Source organism: Blastococcus sp. SYSU DS0828 (genome assembly GCF_054050975.1).
Genome location: NZ_JBJHAK010000005.1, coordinates 164,500 through 185,349, shown reverse-complemented (window position 1 = coordinate 185,349; position 20,850 = coordinate 164,500). Strand labels below are relative to the sequence as shown.

The following is a 20,850-nucleotide window of genomic DNA, read 5'->3' as shown; positions in this document are numbered from 1 at the left end:
CCGGGCGCGCCGGAGGGGAGGTGCCGTGAGCGACTCGGTCGCCGTCGTCTGGGACGACGCGCTGCTCGGCTACACGATGGGAGGCGACCACCCGCTGCACCCGGTGCGGCTGGACCTGACGATGCGGTTGGCCGACGGCCTCGGCCTGCTGTCCAGCGACCGGCTGCGGGTGCTCGCACCGGAACCGGCCGGCGAGGACCTGCTCACCCTGGTCCACGACCCGCTGTACCTGGAGGCGGTGCGCCAGGCGCCGGCCGATCCCGGCGTCGGCCACGGTCTGGGCACCCCGGACAACCCGATCTTCCCGGAGATGTACGAGGCCGCGGCGCTGATCACCGGGGGCAGCGTGCTCGCCGCCCAGCAGGTGCACAGCGGCGCCGCACAGCACGCGGTGAACATCTCCGGCGGCCTGCACCACGCGATGCGGGGGGCCGCCTCGGGTTTCTGCATCTTCAACGACGCCGCCATCGCCATCGCCTGGCTGCTGGGCCAGGGGTACGAGCGGATCGCCTACGTCGACCTCGACGTCCACCACGGTGACGGGGTCCAGGCCGCGTTCTACGAGGACCCCCGGGTGCTCACCGTGAGCATCCACCAGACGCCGCTGACGCTGTTCCCGGGCACCGGTTTCCCGGAGGAGACCGGCGACCCCGGCAAGGCCCTGGGCAGCGCCGTCAACCTCGCGCTGCCCAACGGCACGGACGACTCGTCCTGGCTGCGGGCGTTCACCGCCGTCGTGCCCAGCGTGCTCAAGGCCTTCGCGCCGCAGATCATCGTGACCCAGTGCGGGTGCGACGCCCACCACGAGGACCCGCTGGCCGACCTCGCGCTCACCGTCGACGGGCAGCGCGCCAGCTACAAGGCCATGCACGAACTGGCCCACGAGATCTGCGACGGGCGCTGGGTCGCCCTCGGTGGCGGTGGGTACGGCCTGGTGCGCTGCGTGCCCCGAGCGTGGACCCACCTGATCGCCGAGGCCGGTGGCGCGACGCTGGACCCGGCCACGGAGATCCCCGAGCCGTGGCGCGAGGACGTGCTGCGCCGCGGCCTGCGCGCCCGACCGCCCACGCACATGACCGAGGGCGGGTACACCGGCTTCTCCCGGTGGGACACCTTCACCGAGTCCCGGGTCGACCGGGCGATCATGCGCACCCGTCGTGCCAGCTTCCCCTACTTCGGCCTCGACCCGGACGACCCCCGTGACTGAACAAGGACCCCTCTCCCCCCCACCGCTCGCAGGCTCGCAGCGGGCCCCTGGGGAGGGGTCGCCCGACGAGCAGCAGCAGAACCCGACGCCGCCGCCGCACTGGGAGGCCGACATCGTCGCCGCCGACGGCGGCACGGTGCACCTGCGGCCGATCTGCCCCGAGGACGCCGCCGGCCTCAACGGGCTGATGGAGCGCAGCAGCGACCAGACCCGCTACTACCGGTTCTTCGGGCCGATGAAGCGGCTGTCCGAGCGCGACCTGCATCGGTTCACCCACGTCGACCACGACAACCGGGTCGCCTTCGTCGTGCTGCTGGGCGACCAGGTCGTCGCCGTCGGCCGCTACGACCGGTACCCCGGCACCGACGACGCCGAGGTGGCCTTCCTGGTCGAGGACGCCCACCAGGGGCGGGGGCTGGGCTCGGTGCTGCTCGAGCACCTCGCCGCCGCCGGCCGGGAGCGGGGCATCAAGCGCTTCGTCGCCGAGGTGCTGGCGCAGAACAGCAAGATGGTGCGGGTCTTCCGCGACGCCGGGTACAAGGCCGAGCGCTCGTACGAGGACGGCGTCGTCCACCTGACCTTCCCCATCGAGCAGACGGAGGACGCGCTCGCGGTCGCCTACGAGCGCGAGCAGCGCAGCGAGTCGCGGTCGATCGCCCGGCTGCTGACGCCGTCCTCGGTGGCCGTGGTCGGCGCCAGCAACGACGCCGGCAAGATCGGCAACGCGGTGCTCCGGCACCTGCTGGACTACGGGTTCGCCGGGCCGGTCTACCCGGTCAACCCCGGCGCCCGGCACGTGCGCGGCGTCCCGGCGTACGCCGACATCGAGTCCATCCCCGACGACCTCGACCTGGCGATCCTGGCCGTGCCCGCCGACGAGGTCGCCGGCGTGGTGGAGGCCTGCCGCCGGAAGCGGGTCCGCGGCCTGGTCGTGATCTCCGGCGGCTTCGGGGAGGCCGGGCCGGAGGGGCGTGAGGCCGAACGCCGGCTGGTCGCCGCGGCCCGCGCATCGGGCATGCGGGTGGTCGGGCCCAACTGCCTGGGCGTGGTCAACACCGACCCGGAGGTGCGGCTCAACGCCAGCCTCGCGCCGATGGTGCCCGGCCGTGGCCGGGTCGGGTTCTTCGCCCAGTCCGGCGCGCTCGGCGTCGCGCTGCTCGAGCGGGCCCGCAGCCGGGGCATCGGGCTGTCCACCTTCGTCTCCGCCGGCAACCGCGCCGACGTCAGCGGCAACGACCTGCTGCAGTACTGGTCCACCGACCCCGGCACCGAGGTGGTGCTGCTGCACCTGGAGAGCTTCGGGAACCCCCGCAAGTTCGCCCGGCTGGCCCGCACCGTCGGGCGCACCAAGCCGGTCGTCGCGGTGAAGAGCGGCCGGCACGTCGGGGTCACCCCGGGCCTCGCGGGCACGTCGGTGGCGGTGCCCGAGCAGTCGGTGGCGGCGCTGTTCGCCTCGGCGGGGGTGATCCGCGTGGAGACCGTCGCGCAGCTGTTCGACGTCGGCACGCTGCTGGCCCACCAGCCCGTGCCCGCCGGGACCCGGGTCGCGGTCGTGGGCAACTCGACCGCCATTGGGGTGCTCGTCGCCGACGCCGTCCTCGAGGAGGGGATGGAGCTGGCGCACGACGCGCCGGTGGACATCGGGGTCGCCGGCAGCCCCGAGGAGTTCCGGGCCGCGCTGCAGGCCGCCGTCGACGACGAGGGCGTCGACGCGGTGATCGCGGTGTTCCTGCCGCCGCTGATGGCCGGGTCGGCCGAGTACGGGCCGGCGCTGCGTGAGGTCTCGGCCGGGTCGGGCAAGCCGATCGTGGCCAGCTTCCTCTCCGCCGAGGGCATCCCGCCCGAGCTCGCGGTGCTCGACGAGCACGGGATGCCCGCCCGCGGCTCGGTGCCGTCGTACAGCACGCCCGAGCGGGCGGTCATCGCGCTGGCCAAGGTGGTGGAGTACGGCCGATGGCGCCGCCGCCCGGTCGGCGAGGTGCCCGACCTGCCCGACGTCGACGAGGCCGCCGCCCGCGGCCTGGTCCGCCGCGTCCTGGCCGAGGGCGCCGGCGGGCGCGAGCTGGTCGACCACGAGCTGATCGAGCTGCTCGGGGCCTACGGCGTCCCGGTCCTCGCGACGCGGACGGTGACCAGCGCGGAGGACGCCGTCGCCGCCGCGGACGAGATCGGCTACCCCGTCGTCCTGAAGTCCACAGCGCCGTGGTTGCGGCACCGGTCCGACCTCGGCGGGGTGCGCCTCGACCTCGTCGACGCCGACGCCGTCCGCGCCGGTTACGCCGCGATCCCGGCGGGCGATCCGGTGATCGTCCAGCAGATGGCCGCCCCCGGTGTCGCCACCGTGGTCGAGATCGTCGACGACCCGTCGTTCGGGGCGCTCGTCAGCTTCGGCGTCGGGGGCGTGGCCACCGACCTGCTCGGCGACCGGGCGTACCGAACGCTGCCGCTGACCGACCTGGACGCAGCCGAGCTCGTCCGCGCGCCGCGCGCCTGGCCCTTGCTCGACGGCTACCGGGGTGCGGAGCCGGTCGACGTGGAGGCGCTGGAAGACCTGCTGCTGCGGGTGGCCCGCCTCGCCGACGACCTGCCCGAGGTGCTGCACCTGCAGCTGGAGCCGGTCATCGTGGGTCCGAAGAACCCGTGGCACGGTGGCCGGTCGCTCGTGGTGGCCGGCGGCACCGCCCGCATCGGTCCGCCCACCGCCCGGGTCGACCCCGGGCCCAGGAGGATGCGCTCGCCGGTCTGAGACGCCGAGAGCCCGCCCCCGGAGTCGGGGACGGGCTCTCGTGCCCGGCAGTCACCTCGTCGAGGTGAGCCGCTCTGCGCGCAACGGCGTCCTGGCGCGGGGCCGGAGGCTCCCGGCAGGACGTCCGTGGACACGCTCAGCGCAGCCGGGGGACGGCTCGTGGCCGTGGTGTCGTCCGGAGGACGACAGTGTCATCGCTCAGGCGAGATAGTCGCGCAGGGCGTCGGCGCGCTGCGGGTCGCGCAGCTTGGCCATCGTCTCGCGCTCGATCTGGCGCACCCGCTCGCGGGAGAGACCGAACTGCTTGCCGATCTGCTCCAGCGTCCGGGGCTGGCCGCCGTCGAGGCCGAAGCGCAGCACGACGACGTCCCGCTCGCGGTCCTCCAGCGTGGAGAGCACGGTGCGCACATCGCCCTTCATCATCTGGAAGGCCACGGCATCCTCCGCGACGGCGGCGTCGGCGTCCTCGATGAAGTCACCCAGGCGGGACTCCTCGTCGGCGCCGACGGTCTGGTCGAGGCTGACCAGGTCGCGGCTGTACTCGAGCAGCTCGGTGATCCGCTCCTCGGGCAGGTCGAGCTCCAGCCCCAGCTCCTCGGCGGTGGGCTCCCGCTCCAGCTCCTGGTGCATGCGCCGGCGGGTCCGGACGACCTTGTTGACCTGCTCGGCCAGGTGGACGGGCAGCCGGATCGTGCGCCCGGAGTCGGCCATGGCGCGGGTGATCGCCTGCCGGATCCACCAGGTGGCGTAGGTGGAGAACTTGAAGCCCTTGGTGTAGTCGAACTTCTCGACGGCACGGATCAGGCCGACGTTGCCCTCCTGGATGAGGTCCAGGAACGTCATGCCGTGGCCGGTGTAGCGCTTGGCCACCGAGACGACGAGCCGGAGGTTGGCCTCCAGCAGGTGCGCCTTGGCCGCCTTGCCGTCGGTCGCCAGGATCTTGTAGTCGCGCTTGCGGGCCGGGGTGAGGCCCTCCTGCTCGGCGAGCAGGCGCTCGGCGTAGAGCCCGGCCTCGATCCGCTTGGCCAGCTCCACCTCCTGCTCCGCGGTGAGCAGAGCGGTCTTGCCGATCGTGTTGAGGTAGACGCGCACGAGGTCGGTGGAGACCAGGCCGCTGGTGTCGGGCTCCCGCCGGGGGGCGCGCACGTCCAGGGTGTCGGTGGGGGAGGACTGCAGCAGCGTCACGATGGGTCTTCGTCCTTGCCTTGGGTTCGGATGCACCTGCCGGGCGTCGTCGGGCGGCGGTGCGGTCCAGGCGTGGAGCGGGTCCACGGCTACGGGGTCACCGGCCGGTCCCGCTCTTCTCTGTCCGGTGTGGTACGCCCTGCACAACGGCCGCCACGGGGGTTCGTGTTCCGCTAACCCGCCGTTCACAGCAAACCGACAGGGAGTGTCTTCGGTCACCCCTCGGTACCCGGGGCCGCGGGGTCCCAGTCATGTCATTTGGCCCCGGGCGGTTCCGCAGGTCAGACCTCCAGGAGGAGGGTCATCGGCCCCTCGTTGACCGACGAGACCCGCATGCTGGCACCGAAGACCCCGGTGGCCACGGTCGCGCCGCGGCGGCGCAGTTCGGCCACGACCTCGTCGACGAGGGGTTCGGCGAGCTCGCCCGGGGCGGCGTCCTGCCAGGACGGGCGGCGGCCCTTGCGCGTGTCGGCGTAGAGCGTGAACTGGCTGACGACGAGGAGCGGCAGCCCGAGGTCGGACGCGGACACCGCGCCGTCAGGCCCCGGGAAGATGCGCAGCTCGTGGATCTTGCGCGCCATCGCGCGTGCCCGGTCCGCGTCGTCGTCCCGGCCCACTCCGACCAGTGACAGCAAGCCGGGGCCGATCTCGCCCACGACTCCGCCGTCCACAGTTACAGCCGCTGTACTCACCCGGCTCACCACCGCTCGCACCTCGGCATTCTCCCGCGCCCCCGCCGGCGACGGGCGGGGACCTGCGGACCCGCATGGAGGTCGGGGCCGGCGCACAGCCCCGCCACAGCCGCGGCGCCGATGGTGCTGCCGGATCGGTCGCGGCACACCGACCGGGAGAAGCTGATCATGGCCACGACGACGGCCGGTGCCGACCCTGGGCGGCGCGCCCCCAGCGGCGCGCCGCCGTCGTCGTCACCTCCCGGTCGAAGTGAAGGGGAGCACCGAGGCGCCGTCGCCCATCTTGCTCGCGCCGACCACGGCGAGCGTGCCATCGGCCTGCAGGATCACCGCCGCGACGTCGTCCAGTGAACCGAACCCCTTCTCCCGCGCCGCCGAGTGCAGGTCCGCCTCGATCATGCGGTGCCGGCGCAGCGCGCGGTCCACCGGCTGCCCGTCGTGGAACAGCAGCGTCGGGCCGGGGTCCACCAGCCGCCTGAGGGCAGACCACCGCGCCCGCCCCGCGGCGAACAGCCACTGCAGCGCGACGAGGAGCGCGAACGTCACGAACGCCTCCGACAACGGCACCTCGGAGGCGGTGAGCACCCGGCCGAACGCCGAGCCGAGCGTCACGGTGATGACGAAGTCGAACGGCGTCATCTTGGCCATGTTGCGGGGGCCGGTGCCGCGCAGCAGCAGCACCAGCCAGATGTAGCCGAAGGTGCCGACCAGGAGGATGCGCAGGATCGGGTCCCAGCCGTCCCAGAGGAACTGGGTCTGGTTCACGCGGGTGACCTCCGGAGGTGTCAGGGCGCCACTGTCGACGCCGATGACCACCTCAACGGGAGGGCCTCGATCGCGCCAGCCGGGAACGGTGGGACCGGGCGGGCAGCTCCGTCGGACGACGCCTTCGCGGCGCACCGGTCGACGACCACATCGCGCCAGGGTGTCGGCGGTAACTTCGTCCTGGTGCGCCCACCAGTGAACGCGAGTTCTGCCCCACCCGAGCGGCCGTCGCGCCTGCCTCCCGCCCCCGGTCACGTCCTCCGCGGCGTGGCCATGGGCGCCGCGGAGGTCGTGCCGGGGGTCAGCGGGGGAACGGTCGCCCTCGTCGTGGGGGTCTACGAGCGGCTCATCGACGGTGCCGGGCACGTCGTGACCGCGTTGCGGCTGGCCGTGACGGGCCAGTGGGCGCGAGCCCGGGAGCAGGTGGGCCGAGCGGAGTGGTCGACCATCGTCCCGGTGCTCGTCGGCATGCTCTTCGCCGTCCTCGCCGCCGCCCGCCTCCTGGAGCCGGTGATCACCGACCACCCCGTGGGCGCCCGCGCGGTCTTCTTCGGGATGGTGCTGTTCTCGATCATCGTGCCGGCCCGGATGGTGGGGCGCTGGTCCTCGCGCGACGTCGCCGCAGCGGTGCTGGCCGCCGTCGCGGCGTTCGTGCTCACCGGCCTGCCGCCCGCAGGTGACGTGGACCCACCCCTGGCGGTGGTCGTCGTCGCCGCGGCGGTGGCGATCTGCGCGCTGGTGCTGCCCGGGCTGTCAGGTTCCTTCCTCCTGCTGACACTGGGCCTCTACCAGCCCACCCTGACCGCGGTGAACGACCGCGATCTCGCCTACGTGGGCGCCTTCGCCCTGGGCGCGGCGCTCGGGCTGGGGATGTTCGTGAAGGCCCTGCAGGCAGCCCTCCACCGGCACCGAGCCCTGACCCTGGCGATCATGAGCGGCCTCATGGTGGGGTGCCTGCGCGCGCTGTGGCCGTGGCAGGACGAGGAGCGGACCCTGCTGGCACCGGACGACGGCGGGCTGCCGATGTTCGCCCTCGCCATCGGCGCCGGCCTCGTGGTCACCGCCTTCGTGGCCATCCAGGCCTACGTCGAACGGCGGGCCGCGCCCGAGGGCGCGCGGCCGCACAGCCACCCCCGCTGAGGACCGTCTCGCGGGCATCCCCGAGCCGACCAGTGCCAGGCGTGCCCGTCCGCGCCGGCTGGTCGGAGGCGGCCAGGCGCCTCCGCGTCAGTCCCAGCGGAAGAGCGCAGCGGCGAGGACTACGCCTACGACCGTCGTCGCGCCCAGGCTCAGCAGATGGAGGGGGTCGACCGCGACGCCGGCCCAGGCCGAGGACAGGGCTTGCACGGCTGCTCCGAAGGGGAGCCGTTCGCCGAGGAGGGCGAGGGCGTCCGGCAGGGAGTCGCGGCCGCCGAACAGCCCCCCGAGGGCGCCGAGGGCGAAGAAGGTGACGAGTCCGATCGCGACCGCGGAGTTGGGTGTCGGCGCCGTCGCCGCGACGATCATGCCGACGGCGTACATCGCGGCCATCGCCAGCAGGAGCACGCCCGTGGCAACGCCGAGACGCACCGGGAGGTTGGCGTCGAGCACGCCCACCGCGAGTGCGAGCGCGAGTGCGATGCCGATGAGTGCCTGGAACACGCCCACGGCGACCTGTGCGGCGAGCACCATGACCGGCGAAGCCGGGGTGACCGAAAGGCGCCGCAGGATCCCGGTGCGACGGTAGTAGGCCAGGAAGCTCGGCAGGTTGATGATCCCGATGGTCGCGACGACGATCGTGAACACCAGTGGCAGGACGAAGACGTCGAAGACGGTGCGCCCGTTGGTCACGACCTCGTCGCCGGCCGCCGAAGCGTTCATCACCAGGATCAGCAGCGGCACGACGATCGGCACGACGAGGCCGGAGGTGTCGCGCGCGACCATCTTGGCCTCGCAGGTGATCAGGGTCAGCCACGACGTCAGGCCCGGGCGGTGACGCCGCATCGTCGCCTCGGTGCTCATCCGTCGTCCTCCAGTTCCTTGCCGGTCAGGGCGACGAACGCGTCGTCGAGGTCGTCGGCACCTGCCCGGGTCACCAGGCCGCCGGGTGTGTCGACGGCGATGGTGCGGCCGCTCTCGAGGAGGGCCACGCGGTCGCAGAGGCGTTCGATCTCCTCCATCGCGTGGCTGACCAGCAGGATGGTGACGCCTTCGTCGCGGAGGCGCTCGATCGTCCGCCACATCGCCCGCTTGGCCCGCGGGTCGAGGCCCGTCGTGAGTTCGTCCAGGATCGCGACCTGCGGGCGACCGGCGAGCGCGAGGGCGACGGACAGTCGCTGCTGCTGGCCGCCGGAGAGTTTCTCGAAGCGCGCGTCGCGGTGCTCTCGCAGCCCGACCAGTTCCAGGAGCTCCTCGGCGGGCCGGGGGCGGGGGTAGAAGGTGCGGTAGAGCGCCAGCAGTTCGGCGACCGTCAGGGCGTGGTGCAAGTGGGCCTGCTGCAGCTGGACGCCCAGGACCTGGCGCACCTGGGCCCGGTCGCGGTGCGGGTCGAGGCCGAGGACACTCACCCGTCCGCGGTCGGGCCTGCGCAACCCGGCGATCATCTCCACCAGGGTCGTCTTGCCCGCGCCGTTGATCCCGAGGACGCCGAACACCTCACCCCGGTCGACCCGCAAGGTGACACCGCCGACGACCACTCTGTCGCCGTAGTGCTTGTGCAGGTCCTCGGCATCGATCACCGGAGCTGCAGTTCCCATGGCTGCGACGCTAGGTGCGGCCTGCGCCCGGTCGCCTGTGCCGATGGTCAGGAGCTGTGACCATGACTTCCGGCACCTGGCCGGCTCTCGAGCGGCCCCTAGGCTCCTCGTATGCGACGACTCGGACCCGAGGAGTGGTCGGGCCTCGCCATGCTCGTCGTGACCGTCGTGGTCGTCGGGCCGGTGCTGTTCGGAGTCGCCGAGACATCGATCCCCCGTGGCTGGTGGATCGTGCTGTTCGCCGGGTTCATCGTCACGCTGCTGTCCGCCGTGGTCATCGAGCGACCGGCTGCGCTCAGGTACGGGGCTCTCACCACGGCCGTCGTCCTCTCCTGGTCGGTCGTCCTGGCCGCCCCCCACGTGGGGCTGCTGCCGGTCCTCCTCGTGGTGACCGCGGCCGTAAGCGTCCACGTCGCGCCGCTGGGTGCCGGCATCCTCCTGGTCGGGCTCAACACCGCCGTTCTCGCCTACTCCACCGGTCGGGACGGTGCCTCCCCCGAGGTGCTCGTCGTCTCGGGCTTCTACCTGCTGATCCAGTTGGCCGCTGTCCTCAGCTCGGTGGCCATGATCCGCGAGCAGCGGATGCGGCGGGAGCTGACCGAGGCGCACATCGACCTGCAGGCTGCCGCCGTCCTGCTGTCGGACTCGGCGCGCACGGCCGAACGGGTGCGGATCTCCCGCGAGCTGCACGACCTGATCGGGCACCAGCTCACCATCCTCAGCCTGGAGCTGGAGGCGGCACGCCACCGGCCAGGTGAGCAGGCACGCGAGCACGTCGACCGAGCGGGCCGGGTCGCGCGGGACCTGCTGGCGGACGTCCGGAGCACCGTGGGCCGGCTGCGGACCGAGTCGCCGGATCTCGCCGAGGCGCTTCGTCAGGTGGCCCGGGACATCCCGGGGCTCGACGTCTCCGTCGCTGTCGACCGCGATGTACGCGCCGGCGAGGAGGAGACCGCCGCGTTCGTCCGTGCCGTGCAGGAGATCCTGACCAACACGATCAAGCACGCCGGTGCCCGCACCCTCCGGATCGAGGTGCGTGCCGAGGGCTCCCGAGCCGTCCTGACCGCTGTCGACGACGGACGCGGTGCGCGGGAACCGACGCCCGGCAACGGGCTGCGTGGGATCGCCGAGCGGTTCGAGGCGCTGGGCGGTGACGTGACCTTCGACGGGAGCGAGGGCTTTCGCGTCACCGCCCGGGCGCCGGTGACGTGACGCGGGTCGTGGTGGTGGACGACCAGACCCTCGTCCGCCAGGGCATCCGCACACTGCTGGAGCTCTCCGAGGTGGCGGTGGTCGGCGAGGCAGACGACGGGCAGTCGGCACTGGAGGTCATCGCGGCCACGGCGCCAGACGTCGTCCTCCTCGACCTGCGCATGCCTCGCCACGACGGCATCTGGACGCTGGAGCAGCTGCACCAGCGCGGTATCGAGATCCCTGTGCTCGTCCTGACGACCTTCGACGACGACACGCTGGTGCTCGGAGCCCTCCGAGCCGGGGCGCGGGGCTACCTGCTCAAGGACGTGACCCTGGAGCAGTTGACCGATGCGGTGCGCACCCTGGCCGAGGGTGGCACGCTCATCTCCCCATCGATCACCGATCGGCTGCTGCGGGCCGTCCGCTCCGGGGCCCCACCGGCTGACGCCGGTGCCCCGGCGGTCCAGGCGCTGACCACCCGCGAGCTGGAGGTCCTGCGGCTGATGGCCGAGGGCTGTACCAACCGGGAGATCGCGGGGGCGCTGTTCCTGGTGGAGGGCACGGTGAAGAACCACGTCTCGGCCATCCTGCTCAAGCTGGGCGCACGCGACCGGACGAATGCAGTCCTTCGTGCCCTGCACGAAGGACTGCTCACGTGATCGTCGTAACCGCAGAACGGGGCGGGGCCGAGGTGGCCGGGAGGGACAGGCGTGTGATTCGCACGGGCGTGTGCGGGCCGTGGCCGAGCGAGTTCCAGCACGGTGCCCGCCTGCGCTGCACCCGGCCGGCGCAGGAGCGTGGGGGCGCATCTCCGTAGCGGGGCTGCCGCGGACGCTCCCCGGAGGCATGGGTCGGCGCGTCTGGGTATGGCGGGCAGTCGCAGCGGTCCGGGCCTACCGGAGCACGCCGCTACCGGAACTGCGAGGGGGATGTCGTGCCGACGGACAGGGACACGGAGAGCGTGGGCAGCACGGTCGTCCGGGGAATGCGCAGCACGGTCGGGCGGGAGAGCACCACCTTCGGCTTCTCCATCCTCGCCACCGTCACCTTCGGGGTCTGCCAGGTGACGCAGGGGCCGCCCGACCTGCCGCGCATCTTCCTCTACGCGGCGGGCGCGGTCATGTCCTTCACCCTCCTCGAGGGCCTCCTCTCGGCCGGCTTCCGGCGGCCGATGCCCCAGCACCCCACCCAGACCCTGGCGCTCGGCACCAGTCTCAACATCCTGTCCGTGCTCGTCGGCCTGGGCGCCGCGGCGTTGCTGAGCGCCTTCTTCTCGCACGTCGCCGTCTGGGCGCTGGCGCCGTTCCTCGGCGGGGTGGTCTACCTGCTCACCGAGAGCCTGGAAGCAGCGTTCGCCGAGCGGCTCCTCGTCTCCTCCGGTGACGAGGACGCCCGCGAGGTCTCGGACTAGCCTCCGCCGCCGGTCCACCCGTGCAGACCGTCCCGGGAGTCGCGGGACGCCCTCTCCGGTCGCATCCTGCGCACGGCCCCGGGCTAGGGACGGCGGAACCGCGTTGCCTCGTCGCCTCGTCCGCGACATGTCACCCCGGTCACGACCCTGCCGCCGGACGACCCCGATGGAGCGGCGATCGAGACGAGCCCTTCTTCCTCCTGCCCTTCGTGCACCTCGCCGGCCTGGTCCTGGGTTTGCACCGCCACGTGCAGTCGATCATCGAGTGGCCCGATCCGCCGTGGGTCCTGATCGTCGCGGGCCTCGGGGCGCTCTGGGCCGGCGGCGAGGTGCTGCTGCGGCGCACGCACAGGGCCGCGGAGGACCTGGTCGACGAGGTCGCGCCCTGAGCCCCTAGTCCCAGGGCCAGTCCTCCTGCGCCCGCAGCACGCCCTGCACGAATCCCCACGCGGTCACCAGATCGCTGAGGAGGGCGCCGAGGTCGGCGTCCGTGGCCAGGTCGACGTGCTCGAAGGAACGAACAGCCGCCACCTCCGCCTCGGGGAAGGCCCGCTGGAGGCGCACGAGTTCCGCGACCGGTACGGCCGGGTCGTCGAGGGCGTGTGCGGCCAGCACATCGGCCTCGACGTCGTCGGCGACGTCGACGGGGGAGAACGTCTCCACGAGGGCGTCCCCGGGCGGCGGGAGGCTCCGGGCGAGGTCGGCCACCAGCATCGGGTCGTCGGTGGTCGCCATGCGGTAGACGTGGCGCGCGGCGGCGGGCAGACCGCTCGGATCGCGCCGCTCGAGCGCGCGGCGCAGCGGCTCCCGTTGATCCTCGGGCACCAGCTGCGTCGCCGCGTCTTGGAGCACCGTGCGGACGACGGACTCGTCGGAGCCCTGCCACGGGTGCACCTCACCGTCCACGACAGAGACCCCGGTCACCGCCGCCTGGAGGACCCCGACCAGGTCGGCGTAGGCGCCGAAGGTCGCGACCAGGTCGATGCAGCCGGCCACGCGCTCGTCGGCGGCCGCGACCAGGGCGAGGGACCCGCCGTAGGAGAACCCGAGGAGCACCAGCTCATCGCCACCGCGGCAGAGCTCCGCGGCCACCTCCACCACCCGGTCGAGGTCGTCGACGTCCAGCACCTGCCCGTAGAGGCTCAGCTCGGGGACCACCACCTCCCGCCCCGCGGCGGCGAGCGACGAGGCCAGGGACACGACACGCTCGTCGTCCCGCCCGGCGGGGGCCGCACCGGGCACCACGAGGACCGGCGGCGCGACAGCAGCGGGCGAGTAGCGGTCGACGACCACGTCCCCCAACTGCTGCTCGCTGCGCTCGACCGGTGGCGCCCACGGCCGGGGGAGCGGCCCGTCGAGCGCGCTGTCGAGCACGAACACGGCCTTCGCGGTCGCGCGCAGTGCCGGGTGGCACACCAGCCCCGCGACGGCGAGCACGGTCGTGACCAGCACCAGCGCCAGGGTGGCCCGGAGAGCTGGACGGCGCGGCATCTCCCGATCCTCTCGCGGTCCGCGACTCCCTGCGGAGCCCACCGGGGCGTCCCCTCGGGGTGGAGGGCACCGGGGGAGGCGCGGGTGCTGCGCGGCGGAGCCGGGCACGTGCGCTGCGGTTGCGGGTCGACGCTCGCAGAGCGGGTGCGTCCGGCTGGGCTCACTGGCCCGGGCGATCCTCGCCGGCTTCTCGACGACGCTGGCGGACGAGGGCGGCGAGGTGACCGACGACGAGGACGGCCATGCCGGCGGTCGTCCACCAGAGCTCCGCGACAGCCGCGGCTGCGCCCATGACGACGGCCGCAGCCATCAGCCACCAGCGTGCCGAGCTGTCCCACCGTGGCCACTGCATCTGCTCCAGGCTAGGGGCGGCGGCACCACGCCGTCACGGGGCCGGGCCCTGGGCGGCGTCTCGCTCCGGCGCACTGCGGTCGTGGAGGAGCGCGGTCGCCAGGAGGGCGTCCCGCTGACCCGTGGCTGGATTCGCGAGCGTGCCGACCCTCCGCATCGCCCGGGACGCCGCCGCCGACGAGCTGCTCGGCCGGGACGCCCTCGCCCTGCTGGCCGGGAGGCTGCTGGACCAGCACATGCGTCGACGAAGCAGCTGAAGAAGTCGACTGCAGTTCGCCCGCCGCGACGAGGAGGGCCGGTTCTGACCGCGGCTTCCCGCGGAGCGGCCGCGGCGCGAGAGTCCCTCGCTACCCGCGTGGCCCCTGGAAGGGCGGCAGCCGACGCGCCCGGTGACCCGTGACGGGGTGGAGTTCGCGCTCCGTGCCGTATGGGCGGGAGAGGCGCTGGCGACCTTGCGGCGGTAGCGCCGGGATCTTGGATCTGGCCGGTTCCTGGGGCGAGTCCGCGGAGCAGCCCCAGGAACCGTGATCCATGTCAGGCGACGAGCTTGGCGGTCACCTCGGCGAGGCGGCGGCCCTGGTAGCGGGCCGCGGCCAGCTCGGCCTGGTTGGCGGTCGCCGCCTGGCCGCCCGAGGCGTTGGAGACGCCGTAGGGGTTCCCGCCGGCCTCGAACAGCAGGGGGTCGGTGTAGCCGGGCGGCACGATGACCGCCCCGAAGTGGGAGAACACGTTGAACAGTGTCAGGATCGTCGACTCCTGGCCGCCGTGGACGTTCTGCGCGCTCGTGAAGGCGGTGGCGCCCTTGTTGGCCAGCTTCCCGGTGAACCAGAGCCCACCGAGGGTGTCGATGAACTGCTTCATCTGGGCTGCAGGGGTGCCGAATCGGGTCGGCGTGCCCAAGGCGTAGCCGTCGGCCCACTCGAGGTCCGCCGGCGTGGCCACCTCGACCTGATCGGCGGTGGTGTCCACGTGGGCGCGCCAGAGCGGGTTGGAGTCGATGGCCTCCTCGGGAGCCAGCTCGGGGACTCGACGCAGGCGAACCTCGGCCCCGGCTTCGCGGGCGCCGTCAGCAACAGCGGCGGCGAGCTGGTGGACGTTCCCGGTCGACGAGTAGTAGACGACAGCGATGTTGGGCACGGGTCTCCCTGTAGCGCGTTGGTTCGGACATGACGGGCAGCAGTCGGCGTATCTCATTGAATGCTCAACTACTGTTGCGACGCTACCGCGCGCCGGCTCGTTATGCATGTCGGGAAGTGGCGCCCGGCGCCCAGGATGCGGACGGCGTGGTGGTGACCGGGGTAGAGCGAAGCCGGAAGTCAGCGCTCGTTCACAAAACCTGGAACGAGCTCTCTGGCAGGCACATCGTCCACCGGCGGAACCATACGGCCCGCGGTGCTCGGTGGTGATTGCCACGGGATCGCTCTACGGCACCATCTCGGGTGTGCCGACCCTCTGCATCGCCCAGGACGACGCCGCCGACGAGCTGCTGAGCCGCGACCCGCTCGCGCTGCTGATCGGGATGCTGCTGGCAGCACATGCGTCGACGAAGCAGTGACCGTTCCCGAAGTGGCTCGTGAACCGGTCGGCGGTGCCGGTGGACCGGCCGATCGTGCACCGGTCACGAGGTGGGGCATCGTGAACGGTGGGTCTTCGGCCAGAAGGTGTAGGGCAGCGGCCAGGCCAGCGCCCAGATGATGACGCCGGCGGTGAGCCCGTTGATCCAGCCGGCCAGGTGCGCCGTGCGCGCGGCATCGTCGGCGGAGAGGACGGCCAGGCCGAGCAGGCTGCAGGCGACCGCCCACCCGGCGAGCGCGCGGGCCCACAGCTTCCACTCGTGGCGAGCGCGTGCCTGCCCGTACTCCGGGGGGCGCGCGGGTGGCGGGCCGCCTGCGAAGCGGTGGGCGAAGCGCTGATCGGCCCACCGCAGGGTGAGCGGCCCGAACGCCACGGAGAAGCCGATGTAGACGGCGGCGAGCCCGTGCGCGGCGCCGGCTGTGCTGCCCGAGCGGAGGTCGAGGAAGGAGGCGATGAGCAGGACCAGGTCGAGCACCGGGGCGCCGGCCAGCAGGACCGCGCTGGTGCGGCGCAGGCGCAGGAGGTAGCGGGTGACCAGGCAGGCGCCGAGCAGGCACCAGAAGCCGACCTCGCAGGCCACGATGAGGGCGATCAGCAACCCGCTCACCTGATGGGCTCCGCTCCAGCCGCCGTCCCGGTGGCAGCAGGGCCCGCGTCGGCCGGGCGTGGCGCACGGTGCATCAGCCAGGTGCGTGGACCACCGTCGGGCAGGTCGACGACGTCGGTCACCGTGAAACCGAGGCGCTGGTAGAAGCGCACGTTGCGCGCCGCGCTGGTCTCCAGGTGCACCGGCAGCCCGTATCGATCGGCGCGGGCGAGCCCCGGTGCGAGGGCGACGGCTCCCATGCCCCGCCCCTGGTGGCTCCTGTCCACGCCGACGCTGGCCAGCAGGAGATGTGCGCCGCCGGGCCGGTGCGGGCCGAGCACGGCGTCGGCTGCGGCGGCCGTGGCCGCGCGGTCACCGGCCAGGTCGGCGACCGTCGCCCCGATCTCACGCCACACCTGGTCGGGGATGGCGGTGCCGGGCAGCCAGACGGCGACCGTCGTCAGGCGCTCGGCGGTGTAGCCGAGATCGACGTGCCCGTAGGGCAGGGCGACGGCGGTGAGGTACAGCTCCTGCAGCGCGGTCAGCCGTCGGTCGTGGTCGTCGGCGGCGACGGTCCAGCGGGTCCAGGGGTAGTCGGTGAAGGCGTCAGCGAGGAGCGCGGCCGCGGCCGGGAGGTCGCCGGCCGTGGCGGGGCGTAGGTGGAGCCTCATCAGTTCTCCGGCTGGGGGCGGGCGGACGCGAGGTGGCGGTAGGCGGCGGGAGTCCAGGCGGCGAGCACCTTGGGCCGCAGGGTGGCGCCGAGGCGGCGGTAGAAGCGCTGGGCGTCGGCGTTGTCGACCTCCATGCCCCAGCGGATGAGCAGCTGTTCGGGCGCGGCAAGAGCGGCGAGGGCGGCCATGAGATGGCGGCCGACGCCGGCGTCGCGGTGGCCGGGGCGGACGTAGAGGTCGTCGAGGTTGAGCACGTCGCCGCCGGTCCACAGGTGCAGCTGGCGAAGGGCGGAGACGTAGCCGACGGCCTGTCCGGCGCGCTCGGCGAGCAGCACGATGGCATCGGGGCGGTCGAGCATCCGGCGCCACTTCTCCACATCGACGTGCACGTGTGCGCTCTGGTCCTCGTGGGCGGCGATCTCGCCGGCCATCGCGGCGACGGCGGCGGCGTCGGCAGGTGCGGCCCGCCGGATCGCGACGTGTGGGGGCGCTGCGGCGGGGGCGCTGAGGTCGGCCGCGGGCGGGTGGGGCATGGTCGGCTCCTGGAGGTGGCGGGGACCGGTTGGAGGGGGACGGGCTGCGGTGGAGTGGTGCCGGCGCCGGGGCCCGTGGAGCCGGGCCCGGCTCCCGGTGGTCAGCGGGTGGCGATGGCGGTGAGCACGTCAAGCCTCGCGGCCCTGCGGGCGGGCAGCAGCCCGGCGGCCAGGCCGGCGAGCACCGCCGCGGCGGTGACGGCGAGCAGCCTGACCACGGGGACCTCCATGACAAACGGGTTGTCCCCGGACAACCCGGCCAGGGTGGCCGCGGCCAGACCGAGACCCAGACCGACGCCCACGACCGCGGCGACGGCGGCGATCAGCGCCGCCTCGGCGCGGACCATGCCGGCCAGCTGCCCGCGGGTCATGCCGACCGCGCGCAACAGGCCGATCTCGCGGGTCCGCTCGACGATGGACAGCGCCAGGGTGTTGGTGATGCCCAGCAGCGCGATCAGCACGGCGAACCCGAGCAGCACGGTGATCAGACCGAGCACCTGGTCCACGGCGGCGGCCCGACCGGCCGCGGCCTCGGCCTGGTCGAGCACCTCGGCGTTGGGGAAGTCGGCGACCGCTGTGCGCAGCGCCGTCCGCGCGTGGGCCGGGTCGGTGCCGTCGGCGAGGGCGACGTAGACGGTGGCGTCGACGTTCTCGCTGAAGTGGGCGGCGTAGGTGTCCAGGGAGATGACGTAGCTGGTGGACAGCGCGCGGGCGGAGTCGTCGGCCATCAGCCCGACCACCCGCAGCCGCTGGTCACCATCGCGCGGGAGGGTCAGCGCGAGAGTGTCGCCGACGGACAGGCCGCGCTCGGCAGCAACGCTGTCGGCGAGCACTATGCCGCCGTCGGTGAGGGCGGCCAGGTCGCCGGCGGTCATGTCGATGTCGGCGACACGGGGCAGGGTGGCCGGGTCGACCGCGGTGAGCGCGCTGGTCGTGCCGGCGTCGAGCCAGTGGCCGTAGCGGACCGCGGAGACGGTGGCGACCTCGGGCAGGGCGGCGACGCGGGCGGCGATCTGCGGGGACAGTCCGCCGAGCATCTCGTCGCGGCTGCTCTGCACCAGCAGGTCGGCGGTGATCGCCTCACCGGTGGTCGCTCCGATGGCCTTCACCGAGCTGCCGAGCACCGTGACGAAGCCGATCAGCGCCAGGCTCAGCGCCAGGGCCATCGCGGTGGCTGCGGTACGCCGCGGGTTGCGCACCACGGACTCCCGGGCCAGCTGGCCGGGCACGCCGAGGCCGGTGAGCGGCCGGCCGACCGCGAGCGCGAGCCGCGGCGTCAGCACGGGGCTCAGCACGATCAGGCCGAACAGCAGCAGCACCGCGCCCAGCGCGACGCCGGCGATGTCGCGCAGCAGCGCGGCGGCAAGCAGGCCCGCCAGGCTGAGTGCGGAGGCCGCCCAGCCGGCGATCAGCCGGCCGCGTCGGGGGGCCGTCGGCACGGGGTCGGAGCTACGCATGGCCTCCACCGGCGCGGTACGGGCAGCCCGTCGGGCCGGACCCAGCACGGCCAGCAGCGTGATCACCGTGCCGGCGGCCAGCCCGACGACGATCGTGCGGGCGGTGACGGTCAGCGGGCCGTCGGGCAGCGCCAATCCGACGCCGGAGGCCAGCCCCCGCAGGGCGTAGGCGGCGCCGACTCCGGCGGCGGTGCCGCCCGCGGCGCCGGTGACGCCGACCAGCAGCGCCTCACCGAGCACGGAGACGAACACCTGCCGGCCGGTGGCTCCGGCGGCACGCAGCAGCGCCAGCTCCCCGGCGCGCTGGGTGAGCACGATGCCGAAGGTGTTGGCGATCAGGAACCCGCCGACGACGAGACCGGCGGCGGCCAGCGCCAGCAGCACGATGCGCAGGTAGTCGATGCTCTCCTTGGCGGCGTCGGCGCTGGCGGCGGCGGCGTCCTGGGCGTTGGCCACGGCGTAGTCCTCGCCGAGGGCGGAGGCCAGATCGCCGCGCAGATCGGTCACGGCGACGTCGTCGGCGGCGAGCACGTCGAGCGAGGTGACTCCGGCGCCGAGGTCGAGCAGCGCCTGCGCGGTGGGCAGGTCGACCAGCGCCACCGTGCTGTTGGCCAAGCCGTCGCCGTCCCCGACGCCGGTCAGGCCGACCACGCGCAGCTGCCGGCTGGCGGTCGCCGACACGGTGACGGTGTCGCCGAGAGCGATGCCGTGCTCGGCGGCGGTCGCCGAGTCGAGCACCACCTCCCCGTCACCGGCCGGGGCGCGGCCGGCCCGCAGGCTGTAGGCGGTGAACGGGGCCTCGGCCCAGGAGGCGAGGATGGTCGGCCCCGCCAGTCCCACGGACTGCCCGTCGACCTGCAGCTGCCCTGGACCCGAGACCACCGCCTGGACCCGGTCGACACCGGGGGTGGCAGCGATGCGGTCGGCGAGGCCGACCGGTAGCGGGTCGCGCTGCACCTCGACCCCCATCGCGGCGTCGAAGGCGGCCGCACCCCGGACGGTGAGGTCGACGCCGGCGGCGGTGGCGCGGAACTGCTCGTCGAGCAGTCGACTGCTGGTGTCGGTGAGCACGAGGCTGCCGGCGGCGAACGCGACACCGAGCGCGACGGCCAGCCAGGTCAGCGCGAGCCGGGACCGGTGCGCGAGCGCGTTGGCGAGAGCCAGACGGAACATCTCGGCTCACACCCCCGCTCGCGTGTCGAGGCCGGCCATGCGGGCGAGCACCGTCTCGGCGGTGGGGTCGGGCAGCTCGTCGACGATGCGGCCGTCGGCGAGGAAGACGACGCGGTCGGCGGAGGCGGCCGCGACCGGATCGTGGGTGACCATGACGATCGTCTGGCCCAGCGTGCGGGTGGCGTTGCGCAGGAAGGACAGCAGCGCGGCGCCGGCGCGGGAGTCGAGGTTGCCGGTCGGCTCGTCGGCGAAGACCAGCTCTGGGCGGGCGATCAGCGCCCGGCCGACGGCGACGCGCTGCTGCTGCCCCCCGGACAGCTGCGCCGGGCGGTGGTCGAGCCGGTCACCCAAGCCCAGCATCGCCACCAGCTCCTCCTGCCACGCCGGGTCGGGGCGCTCGCCGGCGAGCGTGAGCGGCAAGCTGATGTTCTCGGCGGCGGTCAGCGCCGGGATGAGGTTGAAGGCCTGGAAGACGAAGCCGATCCGCTCGCGACGCAGCAGGGTGCGGTCGCGCTCGGACAGGGTGGTCAGGTCGGTGTCGCCGAGGAGGACCCGGCCGGAGTCGACGGCGTCGAGGCCGGCGAGGGCGTGCACGAGGGTCGACTTGCCCGACCCGGAGGGACCCATGACGGCGGTGAACTCACCGGCGGGGATCGCGACCGAGGCGCCGTCCAGGGCTCGGACGGTGGCCTCGCCGCGGCCGTAGGTCTTGACCAGGTCGATGGCGCGGGCGGCGATCGGCGGCTCGTCTTCCGTCGTCGCGGCGGCCGGGACGGCGGAGGAGCGGGTCATGGTCTCTCCTGCAGAGGCGGGCCGAGGGTGCGGTGGGAGAAGAGGGCGGGCGGGCATGGCGTCTCCAGGGGGCGTGTGAGGCGGGTGGTCAGCGGGTGCGGCGGCGCAGGGAGCGGGCCACGGCCGCCCGCGCGAGCTGGTGGGTGCGGGCGTCGTGGAGCAGTTCGGCCTGGCGGGCGTGGAAGAGCTCCTCGTGGAGCAGGTTCACGGCGGGTGTCCCTTCGTGCGGGCGGTGCAGGGAGTGGGGGAGCGCCGGCGGCGGAAGCATCGCGGGCTTCCGCCGCCG

21 protein-coding genes are annotated in these 20,850 nt (G+C 73.5%); 8 read left to right on the top strand and 13 right to left on the bottom strand.

The window, feature by feature from the left end; all coding sequences use genetic code 11:
• Positions 1-25: 25 nt before the first annotated feature.
• Entirely contained in the window at positions 26-1,207 is a 1,182-nt protein-coding gene (locus tag ACI79Q_RS06070) for an acetoin utilization protein AcuC (RefSeq protein WP_456590975.1), read from the top strand.
• Positions 1,200-3,953 carry a bifunctional acetate--CoA ligase family protein/GNAT family N-acetyltransferase gene (locus ACI79Q_RS06065; protein WP_456598558.1) on the top strand — a complete coding sequence of 918 codons (2,754 nt, stop codon included), beginning with the start codon at positions 1,200-1,202 and terminating at the stop codon, positions 3,951-3,953. The genes ACI79Q_RS06070 and ACI79Q_RS06065 overlap by 8 nt, the downstream gene beginning before the upstream one ends.
• A gap of 198 nt (positions 3,954-4,151) precedes the next feature.
• Here the strand turns inward: ACI79Q_RS06065 and sigB are convergent, their stop codons facing one another.
• From sigB to ACI79Q_RS06050, 3 genes are all read right to left on the bottom strand, one after another.
• Positions 4,152-5,138 (bottom strand): RNA polymerase sigma factor SigB, encoded by a 987-nt coding sequence (gene sigB / locus ACI79Q_RS06060; protein ID WP_456596402.1) that lies wholly within the window; start codon positions 5,136-5,138, stop codon positions 4,152-4,154.
• A gap of 281 nt (positions 5,139-5,419) precedes the next feature.
• Positions 5,420-5,839: a D-aminoacyl-tRNA deacylase gene (dtd, locus tag ACI79Q_RS06055; RefSeq protein ID WP_456590972.1), complete on the bottom strand. Its 420-nt coding sequence runs from the start codon at positions 5,837-5,839 to the stop codon at positions 5,420-5,422.
• A 225-nt stretch (positions 5,840-6,064) separates the two neighbouring features.
• Positions 6,065-6,595, bottom strand: coding sequence for a DUF421 domain-containing protein (locus tag ACI79Q_RS06050; protein WP_456614382.1), 531 nt, complete (start codon positions 6,593-6,595; stop codon positions 6,065-6,067).
• 273 nt (positions 6,596-6,868) lie between these two features.
• Here ACI79Q_RS06050 and ACI79Q_RS06045 point away from each other — a divergent pair, with 273 nt between their 5' ends.
• Positions 6,869-7,735, top strand: coding sequence for a DUF368 domain-containing protein (locus ACI79Q_RS06045; RefSeq protein WP_456614402.1), 867 nt, complete (start codon positions 6,869-6,871; stop codon positions 7,733-7,735).
• An 87-nt stretch (positions 7,736-7,822) separates the two neighbouring features.
• Here the strand turns inward: ACI79Q_RS06045 and ACI79Q_RS06040 are convergent, their stop codons facing one another.
• Positions 7,823-8,596, bottom strand: coding sequence for an ABC transporter permease (locus ACI79Q_RS06040; protein WP_456614381.1), 774 nt, complete (start codon positions 8,594-8,596; stop codon positions 7,823-7,825).
• Positions 8,593-9,330, bottom strand: a complete 738-nt coding sequence (locus ACI79Q_RS06035) for an ABC transporter ATP-binding protein (protein WP_456614380.1) — start codon at positions 9,328-9,330, stop codon at positions 8,593-8,595. Before ACI79Q_RS06035 ends, ACI79Q_RS06040 begins: the two co-directional genes overlap by 4 nt.
• 111 nt (positions 9,331-9,441) lie before the next feature.
• Between ACI79Q_RS06035 and ACI79Q_RS06030 the strand changes: the two genes are divergently transcribed.
• The 4 genes from ACI79Q_RS06030 (at position 9,442) to ACI79Q_RS06015 (ending at position 12,324) form a co-directional block, all read left to right on the top strand.
• Entirely contained in the window at positions 9,442-10,542 is a 1,101-nt protein-coding gene (locus ACI79Q_RS06030; protein WP_456614379.1) for a sensor histidine kinase, read from the top strand.
• Complete coding sequence (locus ACI79Q_RS06025; protein WP_456590967.1) at positions 10,539-11,183, top strand: response regulator; 645 nt, start codon at positions 10,539-10,541, stop codon at positions 11,181-11,183. The genes ACI79Q_RS06030 and ACI79Q_RS06025 overlap by 4 nt, the downstream gene beginning before the upstream one ends.
• Positions 11,184-11,458: 275 nt before the next feature.
• Positions 11,459-11,935, top strand: a complete 477-nt coding sequence (locus ACI79Q_RS06020; RefSeq protein ID WP_456614378.1) for a hypothetical protein — start codon at positions 11,459-11,461, stop codon at positions 11,933-11,935.
• A 209-nt stretch (positions 11,936-12,144) separates the two neighbouring features.
• Positions 12,145-12,324, top strand: a complete 180-nt coding sequence (locus ACI79Q_RS06015) for a hypothetical protein (RefSeq protein ID WP_456590965.1) — start codon at positions 12,145-12,147, stop codon at positions 12,322-12,324.
• Between the two features lie 4 nt (positions 12,325-12,328).
• On the opposite strand, the gene ACI79Q_RS06010 is transcribed toward ACI79Q_RS06015, so the two are convergent.
• From ACI79Q_RS06010 to wrbA, 3 genes are all read right to left on the bottom strand, one after another.
• On the bottom strand, positions 12,329-13,426 hold the full coding sequence (locus ACI79Q_RS06010) for a hypothetical protein (protein WP_456614377.1): 1,098 nt from the start codon (positions 13,424-13,426) through the stop codon (positions 12,329-12,331).
• Between the two features lie 160 nt (positions 13,427-13,586).
• Positions 13,587-13,778 (bottom strand): hypothetical protein, encoded by a 192-nt coding sequence (locus ACI79Q_RS06005; protein WP_456590963.1) that lies wholly within the window; start codon positions 13,776-13,778, stop codon positions 13,587-13,589.
• Between the two features lie 533 nt (positions 13,779-14,311).
• Positions 14,312-14,914: an NAD(P)H:quinone oxidoreductase gene (gene wrbA / locus ACI79Q_RS06000; RefSeq protein WP_456568071.1), complete on the bottom strand. Its 603-nt coding sequence runs from the start codon at positions 14,912-14,914 to the stop codon at positions 14,312-14,314.
• A 265-nt stretch (positions 14,915-15,179) separates the two neighbouring features.
• Here wrbA and ACI79Q_RS05995 point away from each other — a divergent pair, with 265 nt between their 5' ends.
• On the top strand, positions 15,180-15,332 hold the full coding sequence (locus ACI79Q_RS05995) for a hypothetical protein (protein WP_456598554.1): 153 nt from the start codon (positions 15,180-15,182) through the stop codon (positions 15,330-15,332).
• A 63-nt stretch (positions 15,333-15,395) separates the two neighbouring features.
• Here the strand turns inward: ACI79Q_RS05995 and ACI79Q_RS05990 are convergent, their stop codons facing one another.
• The 5 genes from ACI79Q_RS05990 to ACI79Q_RS05970 form a co-directional block, all read right to left on the bottom strand.
• Positions 15,396-15,959 carry a hypothetical protein gene (locus ACI79Q_RS05990; RefSeq protein WP_456614376.1) on the bottom strand — a complete coding sequence of 188 codons (564 nt, stop codon included), beginning with the start codon at positions 15,957-15,959 and terminating at the stop codon, positions 15,396-15,398.
• A complete protein-coding gene (locus ACI79Q_RS05985) occupies positions 15,956-16,609 on the bottom strand; it encodes a GNAT family N-acetyltransferase (RefSeq protein ID WP_456598552.1) in 654 nt (217 codons plus the stop codon). Before ACI79Q_RS05985 ends, ACI79Q_RS05990 begins: the two co-directional genes overlap by 4 nt.
• Positions 16,609-17,142, bottom strand: a complete 534-nt coding sequence (locus ACI79Q_RS05980; RefSeq protein WP_456614375.1) for a GNAT family N-acetyltransferase — start codon at positions 17,140-17,142, stop codon at positions 16,609-16,611. The genes ACI79Q_RS05985 and ACI79Q_RS05980 overlap by 1 nt, the downstream gene beginning before the upstream one ends.
• Before the next feature lie 101 nt (positions 17,143-17,243).
• Positions 17,244-19,772: an FtsX-like permease family protein gene (locus tag ACI79Q_RS05975; RefSeq protein ID WP_456614374.1), complete on the bottom strand. Its 2,529-nt coding sequence runs from the start codon at positions 19,770-19,772 to the stop codon at positions 17,244-17,246.
• Positions 19,773-19,778: 6 nt separating this feature from the next.
• Positions 19,779-20,564: an ABC transporter ATP-binding protein gene (locus ACI79Q_RS05970; protein WP_456598880.1), complete on the bottom strand. Its 786-nt coding sequence runs from the start codon at positions 20,562-20,564 to the stop codon at positions 19,779-19,781.
• Positions 20,565-20,850: the final 286 nt, after the last annotated feature.

Bases quoted from the DNA above. Each gene is read 5' to 3' on its own strand.
- ACI79Q_RS06045 (WP_456614402.1), top strand. From the start codon at position 6,869: ATGGGCGCCGCGGAGGTCGTGCCGGGGGTCAGCGGGGGAACGGTCGCC.
- ACI79Q_RS06040 (WP_456614381.1), bottom strand. From the start codon at position 8,596: ATGAGCACCGAGGCGACGATGCGGCGTCACCGCCCGGGCCTGACGTCG.
- ACI79Q_RS06035 (WP_456614380.1), bottom strand. From the start codon at position 9,330: ATGGGAACTGCAGCTCCGGTGATCGATGCCGAGGACCTGCACAAGCAC.
- ACI79Q_RS06030 (WP_456614379.1), top strand. From the start codon at position 9,442: ATGCGACGACTCGGACCCGAGGAGTGGTCGGGCCTCGCCATGCTCGTC.
- ACI79Q_RS06010 (WP_456614377.1), bottom strand. From the start codon at position 13,426: ATGCCGCGCCGTCCAGCTCTCCGGGCCACCCTGGCGCTGGTGCTGGTC.
- ACI79Q_RS06005 (WP_456590963.1), bottom strand. From the start codon at position 13,778: ATGCAGTGGCCACGGTGGGACAGCTCGGCACGCTGGTGGCTGATGGCT.
- ACI79Q_RS05985 (WP_456598552.1), bottom strand. From the start codon at position 16,609: ATGAGGCTCCACCTACGCCCCGCCACGGCCGGCGACCTCCCGGCCGCG.
- ACI79Q_RS05980 (WP_456614375.1), bottom strand. From the start codon at position 17,142: ATGCCCCACCCGCCCGCGGCCGACCTCAGCGCCCCCGCCGCAGCGCCC.
- ACI79Q_RS05975 (WP_456614374.1), bottom strand. From the start codon at position 19,772: ATGTTCCGTCTGGCTCTCGCCAACGCGCTCGCGCACCGGTCCCGGCTC.
- ACI79Q_RS05970 (WP_456598880.1), bottom strand. From the start codon at position 20,564: ATGACCCGCTCCTCCGCCGTCCCGGCCGCCGCGACGACGGAAGACGAG.